At 71.4% G+C, this 14,444-nt stretch carries 13 protein-coding genes; 6 read left to right on the forward strand and 7 right to left on the reverse strand.

The features are described from left to right. Window positions 1–20 precede the first annotated feature (20 nt). The 4 genes from BLS95_RS32745 to BLS95_RS32765 form a co-directional block, all read right to left on the reverse strand. Window positions 21–401 (reverse strand): hypothetical protein, encoded by a 381-nt coding sequence (locus tag BLS95_RS32745; RefSeq protein WP_143043952.1) that lies wholly within the window; start codon window positions 399–401, stop codon window positions 21–23. Between the two features lie 517 nt (window positions 402–918). After that, window positions 919–1,521, reverse strand: a complete 603-nt coding sequence (locus BLS95_RS32755; RefSeq protein ID WP_090940303.1) for a hypothetical protein — start codon at window positions 1,519–1,521, stop codon at window positions 919–921. Beyond that, window positions 1,518–2,102 carry an RNA polymerase sigma factor gene (locus BLS95_RS32760; RefSeq protein ID WP_090940306.1) on the reverse strand — a complete coding sequence of 195 codons (585 nt, stop codon included), beginning with the start codon at window positions 2,100–2,102 and terminating at the stop codon, window positions 1,518–1,520. The genes BLS95_RS32755 and BLS95_RS32760 overlap by 4 nt, the downstream gene beginning before the upstream one ends. An 87-nt stretch (window positions 2,103–2,189) precedes the next feature. Beyond that, on the reverse strand, window positions 2,190–3,359 hold the full coding sequence (locus tag BLS95_RS32765) for a Gfo/Idh/MocA family protein (protein WP_090940308.1): 1,170 nt from the start codon (window positions 3,357–3,359) through the stop codon (window positions 2,190–2,192). A 413-nt stretch (window positions 3,360–3,772) separates the two neighbouring features. On the opposite strand from BLS95_RS32765, the gene tdh reads away from it, so the two are divergent. The 6 genes from tdh to BLS95_RS32795 all read left to right on the forward strand — a co-directional run bounded on the left by tdh (window position 3,773) and on the right by BLS95_RS32795 (window position 9,716). Continuing rightward, window positions 3,773–4,873 (forward strand): L-threonine 3-dehydrogenase, encoded by a 1,101-nt coding sequence (gene tdh / locus BLS95_RS32770; protein ID WP_090940310.1) that lies wholly within the window; start codon window positions 3,773–3,775, stop codon window positions 4,871–4,873. Then, window positions 4,873–6,042 (forward strand): glycine C-acetyltransferase, encoded by a 1,170-nt coding sequence (locus tag BLS95_RS32775; protein WP_090940312.1) that lies wholly within the window; start codon window positions 4,873–4,875, stop codon window positions 6,040–6,042. The genes tdh and BLS95_RS32775 overlap by 1 nt, the downstream gene beginning before the upstream one ends. Window positions 6,043–6,131: 89 nt before the next feature. Then, window positions 6,132–7,034 carry a LysR family transcriptional regulator gene (locus tag BLS95_RS32780; protein ID WP_090940314.1) on the forward strand — a complete coding sequence of 301 codons (903 nt, stop codon included), beginning with the start codon at window positions 6,132–6,134 and terminating at the stop codon, window positions 7,032–7,034. Window positions 7,035–7,095: 61 nt separating this feature from the next. Then, window positions 7,096–7,641 carry an RNA polymerase sigma factor gene (locus BLS95_RS32785; protein ID WP_090940316.1) on the forward strand — a complete coding sequence of 182 codons (546 nt, stop codon included), beginning with the start codon at window positions 7,096–7,098 and terminating at the stop codon, window positions 7,639–7,641. Beyond that, window positions 7,638–8,483 carry a hypothetical protein gene (locus BLS95_RS32790; protein WP_090940318.1) on the forward strand — a complete coding sequence of 282 codons (846 nt, stop codon included), beginning with the start codon at window positions 7,638–7,640 and terminating at the stop codon, window positions 8,481–8,483. The genes BLS95_RS32785 and BLS95_RS32790 overlap by 4 nt, the downstream gene beginning before the upstream one ends. A gap of 39 nt (window positions 8,484–8,522) precedes the next feature. After that, window positions 8,523–9,716 carry an MFS transporter gene (locus BLS95_RS32795; protein ID WP_176993501.1) on the forward strand — a complete coding sequence of 398 codons (1,194 nt, stop codon included), beginning with the start codon at window positions 8,523–8,525 and terminating at the stop codon, window positions 9,714–9,716. A gap of 8 nt (window positions 9,717–9,724) precedes the next feature. Here the strand turns inward: BLS95_RS32795 and BLS95_RS58230 are convergent, their stop codons facing one another. The 3 genes from BLS95_RS58230 to BLS95_RS32810 all read right to left on the reverse strand — a co-directional run bounded on the left by BLS95_RS58230 (window position 9,725) and on the right by BLS95_RS32810 (window position 14,384). Further along, window positions 9,725–11,719 carry a GTPase gene (locus BLS95_RS58230; protein ID WP_090940322.1) on the reverse strand — a complete coding sequence of 665 codons (1,995 nt, stop codon included), beginning with the start codon at window positions 11,717–11,719 and terminating at the stop codon, window positions 9,725–9,727. After that, entirely contained in the window at window positions 11,716–13,596 is a 1,881-nt protein-coding gene (locus BLS95_RS32805; protein ID WP_245765421.1) for an ABC transporter, read from the reverse strand. The genes BLS95_RS58230 and BLS95_RS32805 overlap by 4 nt, the downstream gene beginning before the upstream one ends. A 131-nt stretch (window positions 13,597–13,727) precedes the next feature. Next, complete coding sequence (locus BLS95_RS32810; protein ID WP_090940475.1) at window positions 13,728–14,384, reverse strand: response regulator transcription factor; 657 nt, start codon at window positions 14,382–14,384, stop codon at window positions 13,728–13,730. Window positions 14,385–14,444: the final 60 nt, after the last annotated feature.

Below are 14,444 nucleotides of genomic sequence, written 5' to 3' on the forward strand. Positions count from 1 at the left end.
AAATGGTGATCAAGCGCGGGTCAGGCGACGGAATCGAACAGGTGGCGAAGCCCGTCCTCCCGATGTGCCGCCCGGGCCCGGCAGTTGACCTTGACGAGCGCATCGGCAAGGGCGACGTCGGGGTTCTCTGATGGAATGTCGTCCCCCATCCGCGTGCGCAGCCACTCGGAGATCTCGGCCCACGAATAGATGCTGATGTTGTCGGCCTCGATGAGCGGCTCAGGGAAACCGCCGGGGCCGCGCTGTCCGGTGGCGAGTTGCCGCAGGCTCGCCTGTGTCCGGCCACCGTGCCGCCGGGCCGCGTCACCCAGCGTCACGCCGTCGTCCTCGCCCACTCCGACCGGCCAGAGCCCGGGAACCGTCCTGATCTGGGCAATCACGGAGGCGATCGCATCCAGCATGCTCTCCGCCTCACGGTCGCACGTGAGGTAGACGTCACCGCGTGGACCCCCTGCTATCGAGCAGTCGTCAAGACCGGCCTCGAAAAGGGCGTCCACCTCGTCATCGGCGGGTGCTCGGTTCAGAGTGACGCGGAAATCCCAGCTGATCATGACCCATCCTCGCTGTCAGCGCACGCGGCGTGAGTGTTGACATATCGCAGTATGCCTCTCGCATGGTTGCCTGGATTTCGCGGCGTGCACCAGACCGTGTACGGATCGCCGCCGCAGACGCACTCAATCGCCCCCCAGCGGTGCCCCTTGTGGATTTCCACCACCGTCAACGACCTGGTCTTGCGGATGACCTTGAAGGCCGCATTGATCTCGTTGTGCTGATGTCTTCCCCGACTTACCATGTAGCAACCTTGCAACAGTGTTGCATGGTTGGAACGGCACTTCCAACCCTGGAGCCCTAACTCGTTGACATGGCGATACCCGCCGCACGGGATGAATTGTGCGGCGGGCATCATTTCGGTCGACCTCAGTGCGCCAGCGGAGCCCCCGTGGTGTCCTCCAGCACGCAGTCGGCGACCGGGTCCGTCCCCACCCGGGCCCAGATGCCGGCCACCTGCTGGTCCGTCCGCTCTGACACGCTGAACTCCAGCACGCCGGTCTGCCCCGGCCCGATCACGCTCGGGTCGATGGTGAAGCCCGGCGCGAGGTCCTCCGACGACGACGACGGCGGCGGCGGGAACACCGCCAGGGGCGCCTCGTCGCGGCCGAGGAAGTGGGAGCTGCGGGGCTCAGGGCCGCACTTCTTGCCCTCAGGAACGTAGTCCACCACCACGTCGGCCCCCATGGCCCGCAGGTCGGCCTGCAGCTTGTCGGGGTCCTTGGCCTCGTTGATGGTGATGTGGATGAGGCCGTCGGAGCCCTTGGTGAGGGCGTACGCGGGGGTGCCGCCGAAGAGGAGCGGCACGGCCAGCGCGGCGGCGGCGGCCAGGCCCAGGGCGGGGGCGAGGACGGCCAGGCGCGGGCGGCGCCACCCGCGCGACTGCGGCTGCTTGTCGATCTCGGTCATCACGAACTCCCTGATCAGTCGGTGACGGCCCTCGGGAAGATCGCGTTCACTCGGCCAGTTCATCGGACCTCCTTCATCTCCTCGGGGCCGCGGTCACCTTCTACCTGTCGGGTCCCGGGCGGCGGTTCCCCGAAGTTCGCAAGTTTCCTGCGGGCCCGGGACAACCGGGACCTGACGGTGCCCACCGGGATGCCGAGCGCCTCGGCCGCCTGGGCGTAGTCGAGCCCGGCCCAGACGCACAGCGCGAACACGTCCTGCTCCTGGCGGCGCAGCCGGCCGTACGCGCGGCGCACTGTGGCCAGGCGTTCGGCGTCGTCGATGCGGCCGACGACCTCGTCGGCGAAGTCCGGCACCTGCTCGCCCGGCGGCAGCCTGGCCAGGGCGTCGTCGTGGCGGCGCGCGGCCCGGCGCTGGTTGCGGACCACGTTCGTGGCGATCCCGAGCAGCCAGGGCCGCAGCGAGCCGCCCTCGACGTCGATCCGCCCCCGTAAGCGCCAGGCCTCCAGGAAGGTCAACGCCGTCACGTCCTCGGCCGTGGACCAGTTGCCGGTCAGGCGGAAGGCGTGGTTGTAGACGGATTTGGAGCACTCGTCGAAGAGCTGGCCGAACGCCGCCTTGTCCCCATCACGTATGCGGACTCGCATCGACATATCCACATACCTCTACTGTCCGCCGAGCCCCGTCGAGTTCCGCCTCCCTCGACGGGGGTCCGCATGCTCAGGAGAGTGCGATCACGCCTGGCCGGCCTCGAAGTACGCGGCCAGGTCCGGGTCCAGGTCCGGCACGTCGTACGGCATGCCGCCGTTCCGGAGCGACATCGTGGCCATGTATCCGGCCGCCACGCTCATCCGGGCCGCCACCGGGGAGGTGTCCGTCACCCCGCCCTCCCGGACGAACCGCAGGAACTCGGTCATGATCTCCGGGTCCGCGCCCCCGTGCGTGCCCTGCGCCGCCGGCACCTTGTACGCGATGTCGCAGTCGTCCCGGTATCCCGTGGGCCCGGTGTTCCAGACCTTGACCATGTCCCCCGGACCGTCCCCGAAGTTCTCCAGGCGACCCTCCGTGCCGATGACCGTGTAGTTGCGCACGTAGTCGGGGCTGAAGTGGCACTGCTGGTAGGCGGCTATGACACCGTTGTCGAGGCGCATGTTCATGACCGACACGTCCTCCACGTCCATCACGTGGTGCAGGTCCTTGCGCGCGGTCGGCGGCCACTCGTACTCCTGCAGCCAGTTGTCCGGACGCGGCGTGCCGGGGGCGCGGCGCGGCAGGTCGCCGTAGAGCATAAGGTCGCCGAACGCGTTGACGCGGGTGGTGTAGCCACCGGCCAGCCAGTGGATGACGTCCAGGTCGTGCGCCGCCTTCTGCAGCAGCAGGCCCGTGGTACGGGTGCGGTCGGCGTGCCAGTCCTTGAAGTAGTAGTCGCCGCCGTACGAGACGAAGTGGCGCACCCAGACGGTCTTCGGCTCGCCGATGACGCCCTTGCGGATGATGTCGCGCATCAGGCGTACCACGCCCATGTGGCGCATGTTGTGCCCGACGTACAGGCGGGTGCCGGTGTCGCGGGCGGCGCGCAGGATGCGGTCGCAGCCCTCCACCGTGATCGCCATCGGCTTCTCCAGGTAGACGGCCTTACCGGCCTGGAGGCAGTCGATGGCCAGGCGCTCGTGCGTGTCGTCGGGCGTGTTGACGATGATCGCGTCGAGGTCGCGCCTGGCGAGCAGCTCGCGGTAGTCCTCGGTAAGGAACTCCGCCTCGAACCGTTCGGCCTGCCGTTTGAGCACCGCCGGGTCGGAGTCACACAGGGCGGCCACGACCGCGCCCCCGCCCGGGCGGTGTCCGGCCAGTGCGAGGCTCGCCCGCAGGCCGAGGCCGATGACTCCGATGCGCAGGTCTTCCACAGAGGTCCCTTCTCTTCCGAGCCGGTAAAGGTGATCTTCGAGCCGGTGAAGGCGGTCCTCGCGACGAGCGGGCCTCCGGGTCATGTGAGCCCGAGCCGTCAGGGCTCACTGGAGACTAGCGCCAATTTATGCAAGTAACTAGCTTTAATCCTGCACATTCGAGCACCACAGGGCAACTGTGTCCCCTGGGTGACAGCACTACGAGAACAGCAGCCGCTCCGCGTGGTCGAGTGCGAGGCCCTCGCCGCCGAGCGTGACGCACCCGGATCAAGCTGCTTGCGTGATCGTGCCCGCCTTCGGGGGCCCTGCCCGCGTGAAGCTGAGCTGTGGGGGCACTTAAGAATCCCTCGATGGACACGTCCCGAGCGGAGCGGGCACAGTGCGTTAGGTTCGGACCGAGGGGGAATTGAGCCATGAAAGCGCTGGTCAAGGAGAAGGCCGGGCCCGGACTCCGGCTGGTGGACGTGCCGGAACCCGAGGTGGGCCCGGGCGAGGTGAAGATCCGGGTCCTGCGGACCGGCATTTGCGGCACCGACCTGCATATCCGGAAATATGATGACTGGGCGCGGCAGACGCTGAAGCCTCCGATCATCGTGGGGCACGAGTTCTCCGGGCACGTGGTCGAGGTGGCGCCGGGCGTCGAGGACATCTCCGTCGGCGACCTCGTCAGCGGCGAGGGACACCTCGTGTGCGGCAAGTGCCGCAACTGCATGGCCGGCCGCCGGCACCTGTGCCGCAACACGATCGGCCTCGGGGTCAACAGGGACGGCGCGTTCGCCGAATACCTCACCCTGCCCGCCTCCAACGTCTGGGTGCACCGGGTCCCGGTCCACCCCGACGTCGCGGCCATCTTCGACCCGTTCGGCAACGCCGTACACACCGCCCTGTCCTTCCCCCTGGTCGGCGAGGACGTGCTGATCACCGGGGCCGGCCCGATCGGGCTGATGGCGGCGGCCGTGGCCACGCACGTCGGCGCCCGGCACGTGATGATCACCGACGTCAGCGACGAGCGACTCGCCCTGGCCGGCAAGCTCGGCGTCTCCCTCGCGCTCAACGTCTCCAGGACCACCATCGGCGAGGGCATGTGCCAGCTGCACCTGCGCGAGGGGTTCGACGTGGGGCTGGAGATGTCGGGCAACCCCGCGGCCATGCGAGACATGATCGCGAACATGACCCACGGCGGGAAGATCGCGATGCTCGGCCTGCCCGCGGAGGAGTTCGCCGTCGACTGGGCCACCATCGTCACGTCCATGATCACTATCAAGGGCGTGTACGGCCGCGAGATGTACGAGACCTGGTACAACATGTCGGTCCTGCTGGAGAAGGGCCTCGACCTCACCCCGGTGATCACCGACCGGTTCCCGTACCAGGACTTCGACGCCGCCTTCGACACGGCCGCCAGCGGCCGTACTGGCAAGGTCATCCTGGACTGGAGCGAAGAAGCCCGGCCGGGGAGAGCGAGGAACGAGCCGACGGAGGCCGAAGCGGCCCCGACCATGGACAGGAGCGCCTGATGTTCACAAACGTGCGCGAGCAGCTGCGTACGACGCTCGACGAGATCACCGAGGCCGGGCTGCTCAAGCCCGAACGCGTGATCGGCACCCCGCAGAGCGCCCAGGTGAGCGTGGCCGGGCGCGAGGTGCTGAACTTCTGCGCCAACAACTACCTGGGCCTGGCCGACAACCCCGACGTGGTGGCGGCGGCCAAGGAGGCGCTGGACCGGTGGGGGTTCGGGATGGCCTCCGTACGGTTCATCTGCGGCACCCAGGAAGTGCACAAGGAGCTCGAAACGCGCCTGTCGGACTTCCTCGGCATGGAGGACACCGTCCTGTACAGCTCGTGCTTCGACGCCAACGGCGGCGTGTTCGAGACGATCCTGGACGCTCAGGACGCGGTGATCTCCGACGCGCTCAACCACGCCAGCATCATCGACGGCATCCGGCTGTCCAAGGCCCAGCGCTACCGGTACGCCAACCGTGACATGGCCGACCTGGAGGCCAGGCTGAAGGAGTCCTCGGACGCGCGGCGGCGGCTGATCGTGACCGACGGCGTGTTCTCCATGGACGGATATCTCGCGCCGTTGCGGGACATCTGCGACCTGGCCGAACGCTACGACGCCATGGTGATGGTCGACGACTCCCACGCCGTCGGCTTCGTCGGCCCGACCGGCCGCGGCACGCCCGAGCTGCACGGGGTCACCGACCGGATCGACATCATCACCGGCACCCTGGGCAAGGCGCTCGGCGGGGCCAGCGGCGGCTACGTCTCGGCCCGCAAGGAGATCTGCGAGCTGCTGCGGCAGCGCTCGCGCCCCTACCTGTTCTCCAACTCGCTGGCGCCCGTGATCGCCGCCGCGTCGCTGCGCATCCTGGACCTGCTGGAGACCTCGGACGACGCCCGTGAGCGGCTGCGCTCCAACACCGCCCGCTTCCGCAGCGAGATGACCAAGGCGGGGTTCGACATCCTGCCGGGCGACCACCCGATCGTGCCCGTCATGATCGGTGACGCCGCGGCGGCCAGCGCCATGGCCGACCGCCTGCTCGACCTGGGCATCTACGTGATCGGTTTCTCCTACCCGGTGGTCCCGCAGGGCCAGGCCAGAATCCGGGTGCAGCTCTCGGCCGCCCACTCCCCGCAGGACGTCGATCGCGCGATCCAGGCGTTCGTCCAAGCCCGCGGGTGAGTATTCTCCCGCCTGGGGAGAAACGACCAGAGCGGGAGAAGGCGGATGGCAACCGAGCCCACCTCACAGAGTGAGGCTGAGGAACGCGCGTGATAGACACGCGGCGGTTGCGTACGTTGCGCGCGGTGGCCGACCACGGCACGGTCACCGCCGCCGCTGCCGCGCTGCACCTCACTCCCTCCGCCGTGTCCCAGCAACTGGTCGCGCTGGAGCATGAGGTGGGGCACCGCCTGTTCACGCGGGACGGGCGCGGCGTGCACCTGACCGCCGTGGGCAAGATCATGCTGGGCCACGCCAACGAGGTCCTCGCCCAGCTCGAACGCGCCGAGGCCGAGGTGGCCGCGTACACCACCGGCGAGGCCGGCGAGGTCACCGTGGCCTGCTTCGCCACCGCGATCAGCGCCGTGCTCTCCCCCGCCATCGCGAGCCTGCGCGTCACGACACCCGGGCTGCACGTACGCGTACTGGACGCCGAGGGCGACCACAGCCTGGCGATGCTGCTGGACGGGGAGGCCGACCTGGCCGTCACCGTCGAATACCGGGGCGCGCCCGACGCCGCCGACCGCCGGCTGTCACGCCTGCCGCTCTACGCCGAGCCGTTCGACCTGGTGCTGCCGCACGACCATCCGCTGGCCGGGTCGGCCACGCTGGTGTCGCTGGCCGCCGAGACCTGGATCGGCCCCTATCCGGGCAATCCGGTGCACGACGTGATCACGTTCGCGTGCCAGCAGGCGGGCTTCACGCCGAACCTGGCACACTGCTCCGACGACTTCCGCGCCGTGGTGGCCCTGGTGGGCGCGGGGGCGGGGGTGGCGCTCGTGCCACGGCTGGCGTTGCGTGACATGGCGCCGGCGGGGATCGTGGTGCGCCACACGCCGGGTCCGGAACGCCGCGTCTTCGCGGCCACCCGCCGGGGCGCGGACTCCCATCCGCTGCTCCGCCCGCTCCTGTCGGCCCTCCGTACGGTCGGCGCCTCCCTCGGAACCGAGTGAAACAGTCTGACTTATCCGGACATCTCCTCAGGTGTGTTCGCCGATCGGAAGGACCACCTCCATGGGGCCACCTGAGCCCGAACAGCGCTTCGAGGAGATCTATATGGCGCATTATCCCGCCGTCGCCACCTACGTACGGCGGCGTGCCGGCTCGCCGGACGACATCGCGGACGCGATAGCGGAGACGTTCACCACGGCCTGGCGGCGGCTGAACGACATCCCCCAGGGCGACGAGGCCAGGCTCTGGCTGTACGGCGTCGCCAGGCGCGTCCTCGCCAACCACTTCCGCGCCGAGGAACGCAGGACGGCCCTGGCGTCACGGCTCCGCGAGGAGGTCAGGACCTGGCCGGAGCCCGTCAGAGACCACGGGCAGGCACACGAGGCGTTCATGCGGCTCCCCGACGCGGACAGGGAACTGCTCGGCCTGGTCGCCTGGGAGGGCCTCAGCGGGCAGGAGATCGCGAAAGTGCTCGGCTGCTCGCGCGGGGCCGCCAGGATCCGGTTGCACCGCGCCCGCAAGCGACTGGCCAGGGAGCTGGCCGCACTCGACCCCGACCTCACCGGCTACGGCAGCCGAGCCGTCTCTCTCGCGGAAGGCCGGTCATGACCCAGGACCTCGACCACGTCGTCGCCCGCTTCGCCGCTCCGCCCGTCACCGAGGCCGGCGGGGGCGCCCTCGACCTGATGCGCGAGATCATGACGGAGGAACGTCCGCGTCCCGCCCGGCGGGTGCTCCGATGGCGGATCGCCGCACCGACGGGCGCGCTGCTGACGGCCCTCGTCCTGACGGTGACCTGGCTGATGCCGACCTCCACCGCCTCCGCGCTCGACATCAAGCAGCAGGACGGCTATTACGTCATCCAGATCAAGGACCTGTACGCCGACCCGGAAAGCTACGAGACCCAGTTGCGCTCGGTCGGCCTGGACGTCTCTCTCACGGTGGTCCCCGCCACCGCCGCCTTCGAAAGGATGGTCTTCCCCAGCTCGCCGAACCACGAGCACATCACCGAGATCAAGGGCATCGACCCGCCGGGCCCGTGCGACAAGCTGGGCGGCTGCGCCATCGGGGTGAAGATCCCCGTCGGCTTCAAGGGCGCGGCCCAGATCAACGTCGGCAGGAAGGCCAGGCCCGGCGAGCGTTACCTGGCCTTCACCAGGTGGGATGCCAAGGGCGAGCCCATGTACTGCGTCGCGTACCGCAACAAGACCGTCGCCGAGGTGCGGGAGATGCTGCGGGAGCGGGGGATCGGCATCGAGGAGTTCACGGTGACGACCCGCGGCACGCGGGGTGGCGACTACGAGGTGCGGGACTCGGTGCCCGACTCCTGGTTCGTGAGCGGCGGCTCCCTCCTCGCATCTGATGTGGCCAGCGCCCAGGTAGGACCCGAGCCGCTGGATCAGGAGTTCGTCGACGACAACGAGAAGGCAACCGACTGCCCCGCATCTTGATCTACGAGGTAGCGTGCGGTCTTTATGAGCTCGCGAAACATGCCTTACCGCACGCTGCTCGGCCTGCCAGGGGTGACCTGGCAGGCCGTGCTCGGCTTTCTGGCGCAGCTCACGCAGCAGGTGGCGCCCGTGGGGATCGTGCTGGTGATCCAGTACGCGAGCGGCTCGCTGGCGCTGGCGGGGGCGACGGCGGGGGCGTTCTCCGTCGGGGCGGGCATGGGCAGGCCCGTGCACGGGCGGCTGATGGACCGGCACGGGCCGGGGCCGGTGCTGGTCGCCACCGCGCTGGTGCACACGGCGGCGCTGGTGGCGCTGGCCATCCTCGCCCGCGGCGGTCCGCCGTCATGGTGGGCGATGGTGGCGCTGGCCTGGCTGGCCGGGGCCGGGCTGCCGCCGATCTCACTGAGCATGCGGATCGCATGGGGGCGGCGGATGGCCGACTCCGGGCGTACGGCGGCCTACAGCCTCGTCTACCTGGTACAGGAGCTGGCCTTCCTCATCGGGCCGCTGGTGTTCGGGCTGCTGATCGCGGTGACAGCGAGCGGGGCGCCGGCACGCGACGCGGGGACCGTGGCGTCCTCGTCGGTGGCGCTGGTCGTGGTGGCGGTGGCGGCCGGGCTCGGCACGCTGGCCTTCGCGCGGGCGCTGCGGGCGGGCTCGGTCACGGCGACGCGGGAGCGCGGCCGGGTGTTCGCGGACCGGCGCATGCTGGTGCTGGTGTCCGTGGTGGCGCTGCTCGGCGGGACCCTCGGGGCGCTGCAGGTGGGGCTGCCCGCGCTGGCCGCCGCCCGCGACGCACCCGCTGCCACCGGGTTGCTGGTGGCGGCGCTGTCGCTGGGCGGGATCGCGGGGGCCGCCGTCTATGGGGCCCGGTCCTGGGCGTCGTCCCCCGCGGTGCGGATGGTGGGGTTGCTGCTGGCGCTGGGGGTCGCGGTGGCGCCGCTCGTACTGATCGAGGCGTTGCCGGTGGTCTGGATCGGGCTGTTCGCCGCGGGGCTGGCGTTCAATCCGGCGATGACCACGACGTCGTTACTGGTGGACGAGCTCGCTCCGGCGGCGCAGGCCGAGGCGTTCGGGTGGGCCTCCACGGCCGTGGGGATGGGGAGCGCGGCGGGGTCGGCGGTGGCCGGGGTGGTCGGGGAGGGATACGGGGCCTCCGCGCCCTTCCTGGCGGCGACGGCGTTCGCGCTGGTGGGGGCGGGGTTGGCCGGCACCTTGCGCAGGCGCGGGTAGGGCGTGGCTCAGGCTCTGGCGGGCCCGTCCGCTCCGGCCCTGGCCAGGTCGAGTGCCTCGACGAAGCGGGCGTACCTGTCCAGCTCCGCCTCCACGGGGTCCAGTACGTACGCCTTGCCGACCTGGCCGACGGCCTCGCGCAGGGCCCGTGCCGTACGGCGGGCTCTGCGCCTGCCGCCCGCCCAGGCCGCCAGCCGGGACAACAAGGCGACCAGAACGCCCGCGACCGCGCCGCCCACCAGCGAAACCGTCGGCCACGGCACCACGCCCACGGTCGGGAGCGGCGGCGGAGGCAGGCGCAGATAGTCCATCCCGAACAGCACCCCGAGCCACAACGCGCCGACCACCATGGCCAGGAACACCAGCCACTGTAGGACATTAACAACCCGCCACCACCTGGGCCGTTTCGTGGCCCCGACGGAGGTCCTGGCCACCGCCTTGTCCACCGCGTCCGCCAGTTCCCCGGTACGGGACCTGGCCGCCTGCCGCACCGCCGCCTCCCACGGGCCCGGCAGCCCCGCCGCGGCCGCCTCGCCGACGTCTCTAATCGCCGTCTCGACCTGAGCCCGCTGTACGGCCGACGCCGCCGGAACCGAGGTACGCCCGACGATCTCCCTGCCCGGCCGGGCGGACGGTGCCATGGCGCCGATGCGCAACCGCCGGAGCGGGTCGGGCCGGAATTTCCGTACCCACCGGGTGACCGGCCAGCCGGTGGCGACGACCGCCCGGTGCCGGTGTCCCTTGGCCACGGCCTCCACCACCAGCGGCACGCCGGCGGCATCGGAGAGCGCACGGGTGAGCGCCTTCCCGAGCCCCGCCACCCGCCTTTCGCCACGCTCGGCGGCCCCATCAGCGGCGCCTCCCGTCTCCTGCCGCCCAGCCTCCTGCCGCTCTGCCCCCTGGGGGACGCGCCCGCTCATCAGCACCCCGCCACCGGACACCGCCGACCCACGCCTGGCCTTTTCACGACCGTCGCCGGATGCCGCCGCCTCGCCCCTGGCCCCCTCGCGACCGTCGCCGGATACCGCCTCGCGCCCGGCTCCCCCGCGACCGTCGCCGGATGCCGGCGGCTCGGGAGTGCCGCTTGGCGACAGCGCTTCCCCGTCGCCTTCCGCGGCGTGGGGTGGCGCCTCCGTGCGGGTCGCGGCATGCGAAGGTCCGGCGGGCTTGGTTCCCGTGCGCGGGGCCGGCTCCACCGGGCCGGCCGTGGCGAGGTGGTCGGCGGCCGTGGTGATGTCGGCGGCCAGCCGGGCGGACCAGGACTTGCGTTCCGAGACGCGGTCGCCGAGGAGCGCGCGAAAGTCGGGCATGCCCGTACCGGTACGGGCCGAGACGGCGAGCACCGGAACGCCCCCGAGGCCGTCGTCCTCCAGGAGGCGGCGCAGGTCGCGTACGCACCGGTCGACGGCCTGCGGCGGTAGGCGGTCCACCTGGTTGAGCACCACCAGCATCACGTCCCGGTGCCTGGCCAGCGGACGCAGGTAACGCTCGTGGAGGGCGGCATCGGCGTATTTCTGCGGATCCACCACCCAGACCAGCAGATCGACCAGCTCCACCAGGCGGTCCACCTCCAGGCGGTGGGAGAGCCGGATGGAGTCGTGATCGGGGAGGTCCAACAGGACAAGCCCGGACAGGTCGGAAGCGGCGGGGGCGGAGTGGCGGCGCGGGACGTCCAGCCAGTCGAGCAGCGGGCCCGCACCCTCTCCGTCCCAGAGGGCGGCCTGCGCGGTGGCGGTCGTCGGCCTGGTGACGCCCACGGCCGCCAGGTCCTCCCCGGCCAGGGCGTTGTAGAGCGACGACTTGCCGCTGCCCGTCGCCCCGGCCAGCGCGGCCACGGTGTGCTCGACGGAGAGACTTCGGCGGACTCCGGCCCGCCCGGCGACCGCCCGCGCGCCGGACACCGCCCGCTCGGACAGCCGCCCGTCGGCCAGCGAGGCCGCCTCCAGCAGGGCCGCCAGCCGGGATTCGAGGGACGGCCCCTCCTTACGGCGCAGCAGCTTCACGGCCTCTCCTCCGAGGTGTCACCGGCCGGCCCGGCAGGATGCCCCGAGGTGCCACCGGCGGACCCTCCTGGCACATCAGGAAGGCCCGGATTGTCCACTGGCGGCGCGGGCGGAGGGGTCGGGTGGTCGGTGGGTGGCATGGCCGGGAGTTCCAGGGTCGGCGGTGTCGGCTCGGCGCCGGCGGGCAGCTCCGCGCGACGGTCGCGGACGCGCAGGGCCGCCGTCCTCAGCGCCTCCGCCGTGCCCCGGGCCGGCTCCACCGTCTCCAGCCGGGCCGTGAACCGCGACGACTCCTCCGCCAGCAGCCCCCGTACCCGATCACGCAGGTCGTCCCGCGCCAGGGTCGTCAAGGACCGTACGGCCTGATCCCCGAACACCGCCTCCAGCAGCTTCTGCGACAACACGCTGGTCCCGCCCGCGATCCCCACCTCGATCCCGGTCAACCCGCCGGTGGAGGCGAACACGGTCAGCATGAGCAGCAGCCCCGCCCCGTTCACGCCGAACGACGCGATCCTGGCCGCCGTACGCTTCTCCGCCCCCTCCTGGCGTACGAGGTCCAGGACGTATTCCTGCCACCCCCGCACCGCCGCCTCGGCCCGTTTGCCGAGGTCGGGCGAGGCCCGGCCGAGGCGGGCGGCCTCGACGGCGCCGAGGCGTTCGAGCAGCCCGGGCCCGCCGGGCGCGGCCGACCAGCCGTCCAGGGCGCGTTCGGCGGCCCCGTCGGCGGCGCCCCTGATCAGCGCCTCGACGCCGCTCTCCAGGGCGTTCCTGAGCTGGACCTCCGGCATGCGCCCGGTGAAGAAGCCGACGATCCGGTCGCGCAGCCAGCCCACCCGGCTCTCCAGGGAGCGCATGAGATCGCCGGTGCCGATGAAGTCCTGCCACCGGGCCAGCACCTCGCCGCGCAGCAGCGACCCGTCGCGCATGCCCTCGTCGAAGTCGGCCATCCCGCCCGCGTACGCGCCGGCGACGATGGAGTGCAGGCCGTCGAAGGCCGACTGCTGGCGTTCGACGGCCTCGGCCAGCGCCGGCACCCGGACGGCCAGGCTGTCGAGCGCCCCCGACAACGTCTGGCGGACGACCCGGGACCGCTGGGCGGCGTCGGCGGCCAGCTCGGCGAGCCAGGAGGAGATCGGCCGTACGGTCTCGCCGGGCAGCCGGGCCTTCTCGGAGGGCAGCGCGGCCTCCGGGACGGTGAACAGCCTGGTGCCCTCCAGGCCGTTCTCGACGAGGAGGCGGGACAGGTCGCGCGCCACGGGATCGGCGGCGTCCGGCGGCACCCGGTCCAGTACGACCGCCAGCGCGGTGCTGCGTTCGCGGGCCGAGCGCAGGAAGCTCCAGGGCACCTCGTCGGCGTACCGGGCGGCGGTCGTGACGAACAGCCACAGGTCGGCGGCGGCCAGCAACTGCGCGGCGAGCTCCCGGTTGGCGGTCACGACGGAGTCGATGTCGGGCGCGTCGAGCAGCGCCAGGCCCGCCCCGAGCGTCCCGGAGGTCACCACGCGCAGTGCGCCCGGCCCGGAGCCGGTGGCGCGGGACAGGCCGGGCAGCACGTTCTGGCCCATGAACCAGTCGCGGTCGGCCGGGCTGACCACGAGCGTGGGGACCAGCGTGGTGGGCCGCAGCACGCCCGGCTCGGCCACGTCGGCCCCGACCAGCGAGTTGACCAGGGTGGACTTGCCCGCCCCTGTGGACCCGCCGACGACGGCGAGCAGCGGCGCGTCGATCGCGCGCAGCCGGGGCAGCAGGTAGTCGTCGAGCTGCCCGGTCAGCTCCCGCAGCGCGCGCCGGTCCGCCTCCGCCGCGCCGACCGCCAGCGGGAACAGCTCGCGGTCCAGCGGCCGGCGCAGCGCCTCCAACGCGCCCAGCAGGTCCATGAGATCCACGCTACGTGCTGGACCCGCACCGAGGGGTCCACCGCGCCAGGCGGAGTGTCGTGCTCAGCCCCCGTGGCCGCGGCATGATCGCCTGATCAGGCGGGCCCCGGGTCGGCGGGAGCGCGTCGCGATCAACCCGCGGGTGGTTCCCGCAGCACGTAGCCGACGCTGCGCAGGGTGTGGATGAGCCGCGGCTCGACGTCGTCCACCTTCCGCCTGAGGTAGGACACGTACGACTCGACCACGCCCGCGTCACCGCCGAAGTCGTAGTTCCACACGTGGTCGAGGATCTGCGCCTTCGACACCACGCGCCCGGCGTTGACCATGAAGTAGTGCAGCAGCTTGAACTCCGTCGGCGACAGCCGTACCTGCCGACCGCCCCGCCACACCTCGCGAGCGTCCTCGTCCAGCTCCAGGTCGGCCACCTTGAGCTTGCTGGCGGGCGCGCTCTCCCCCCGCGTACGCCGCAGCACCGCCCGGATCCTGGCCTGGACCTCCTCCAGGCTGAACGGCTTGGTCACGTAGTCGTCCCCGACCCGCAGCCCGGCGATCTTGTCCTCGGTGGCGTCGCGGGCGGTCAGGAACAGGACGGGCGCGTCGATCCGCTGGGCGACCTCGAACCCGTCGAGGTCGGGCAGCATCACGTCCAGCACCACCAGGTCGGGTGAGGTCCGCTCGGCCACCTCCACGGCCTCCTGCCCGTCGGCGGCGGTCAGCACCTCGAACCCGGAAAAGCGCAGGCTGGCGGAGAGCAGATCCCGGATGCTGGGCTCGTCGTCCACCACCATGATCAACGCTTCGGGTTTCGTCACCAACCCAGAGTGACTCAGGCACCTGAGGGTTTGCTG

It is taken from the genome of Nonomuraea jiangxiensis (assembly GCF_900099965.1).
In the GTDB taxonomy this organism is placed as follows: domain Bacteria; phylum Actinomycetota; class Actinomycetes; order Streptosporangiales; family Streptosporangiaceae; genus Nonomuraea; species Nonomuraea jiangxiensis.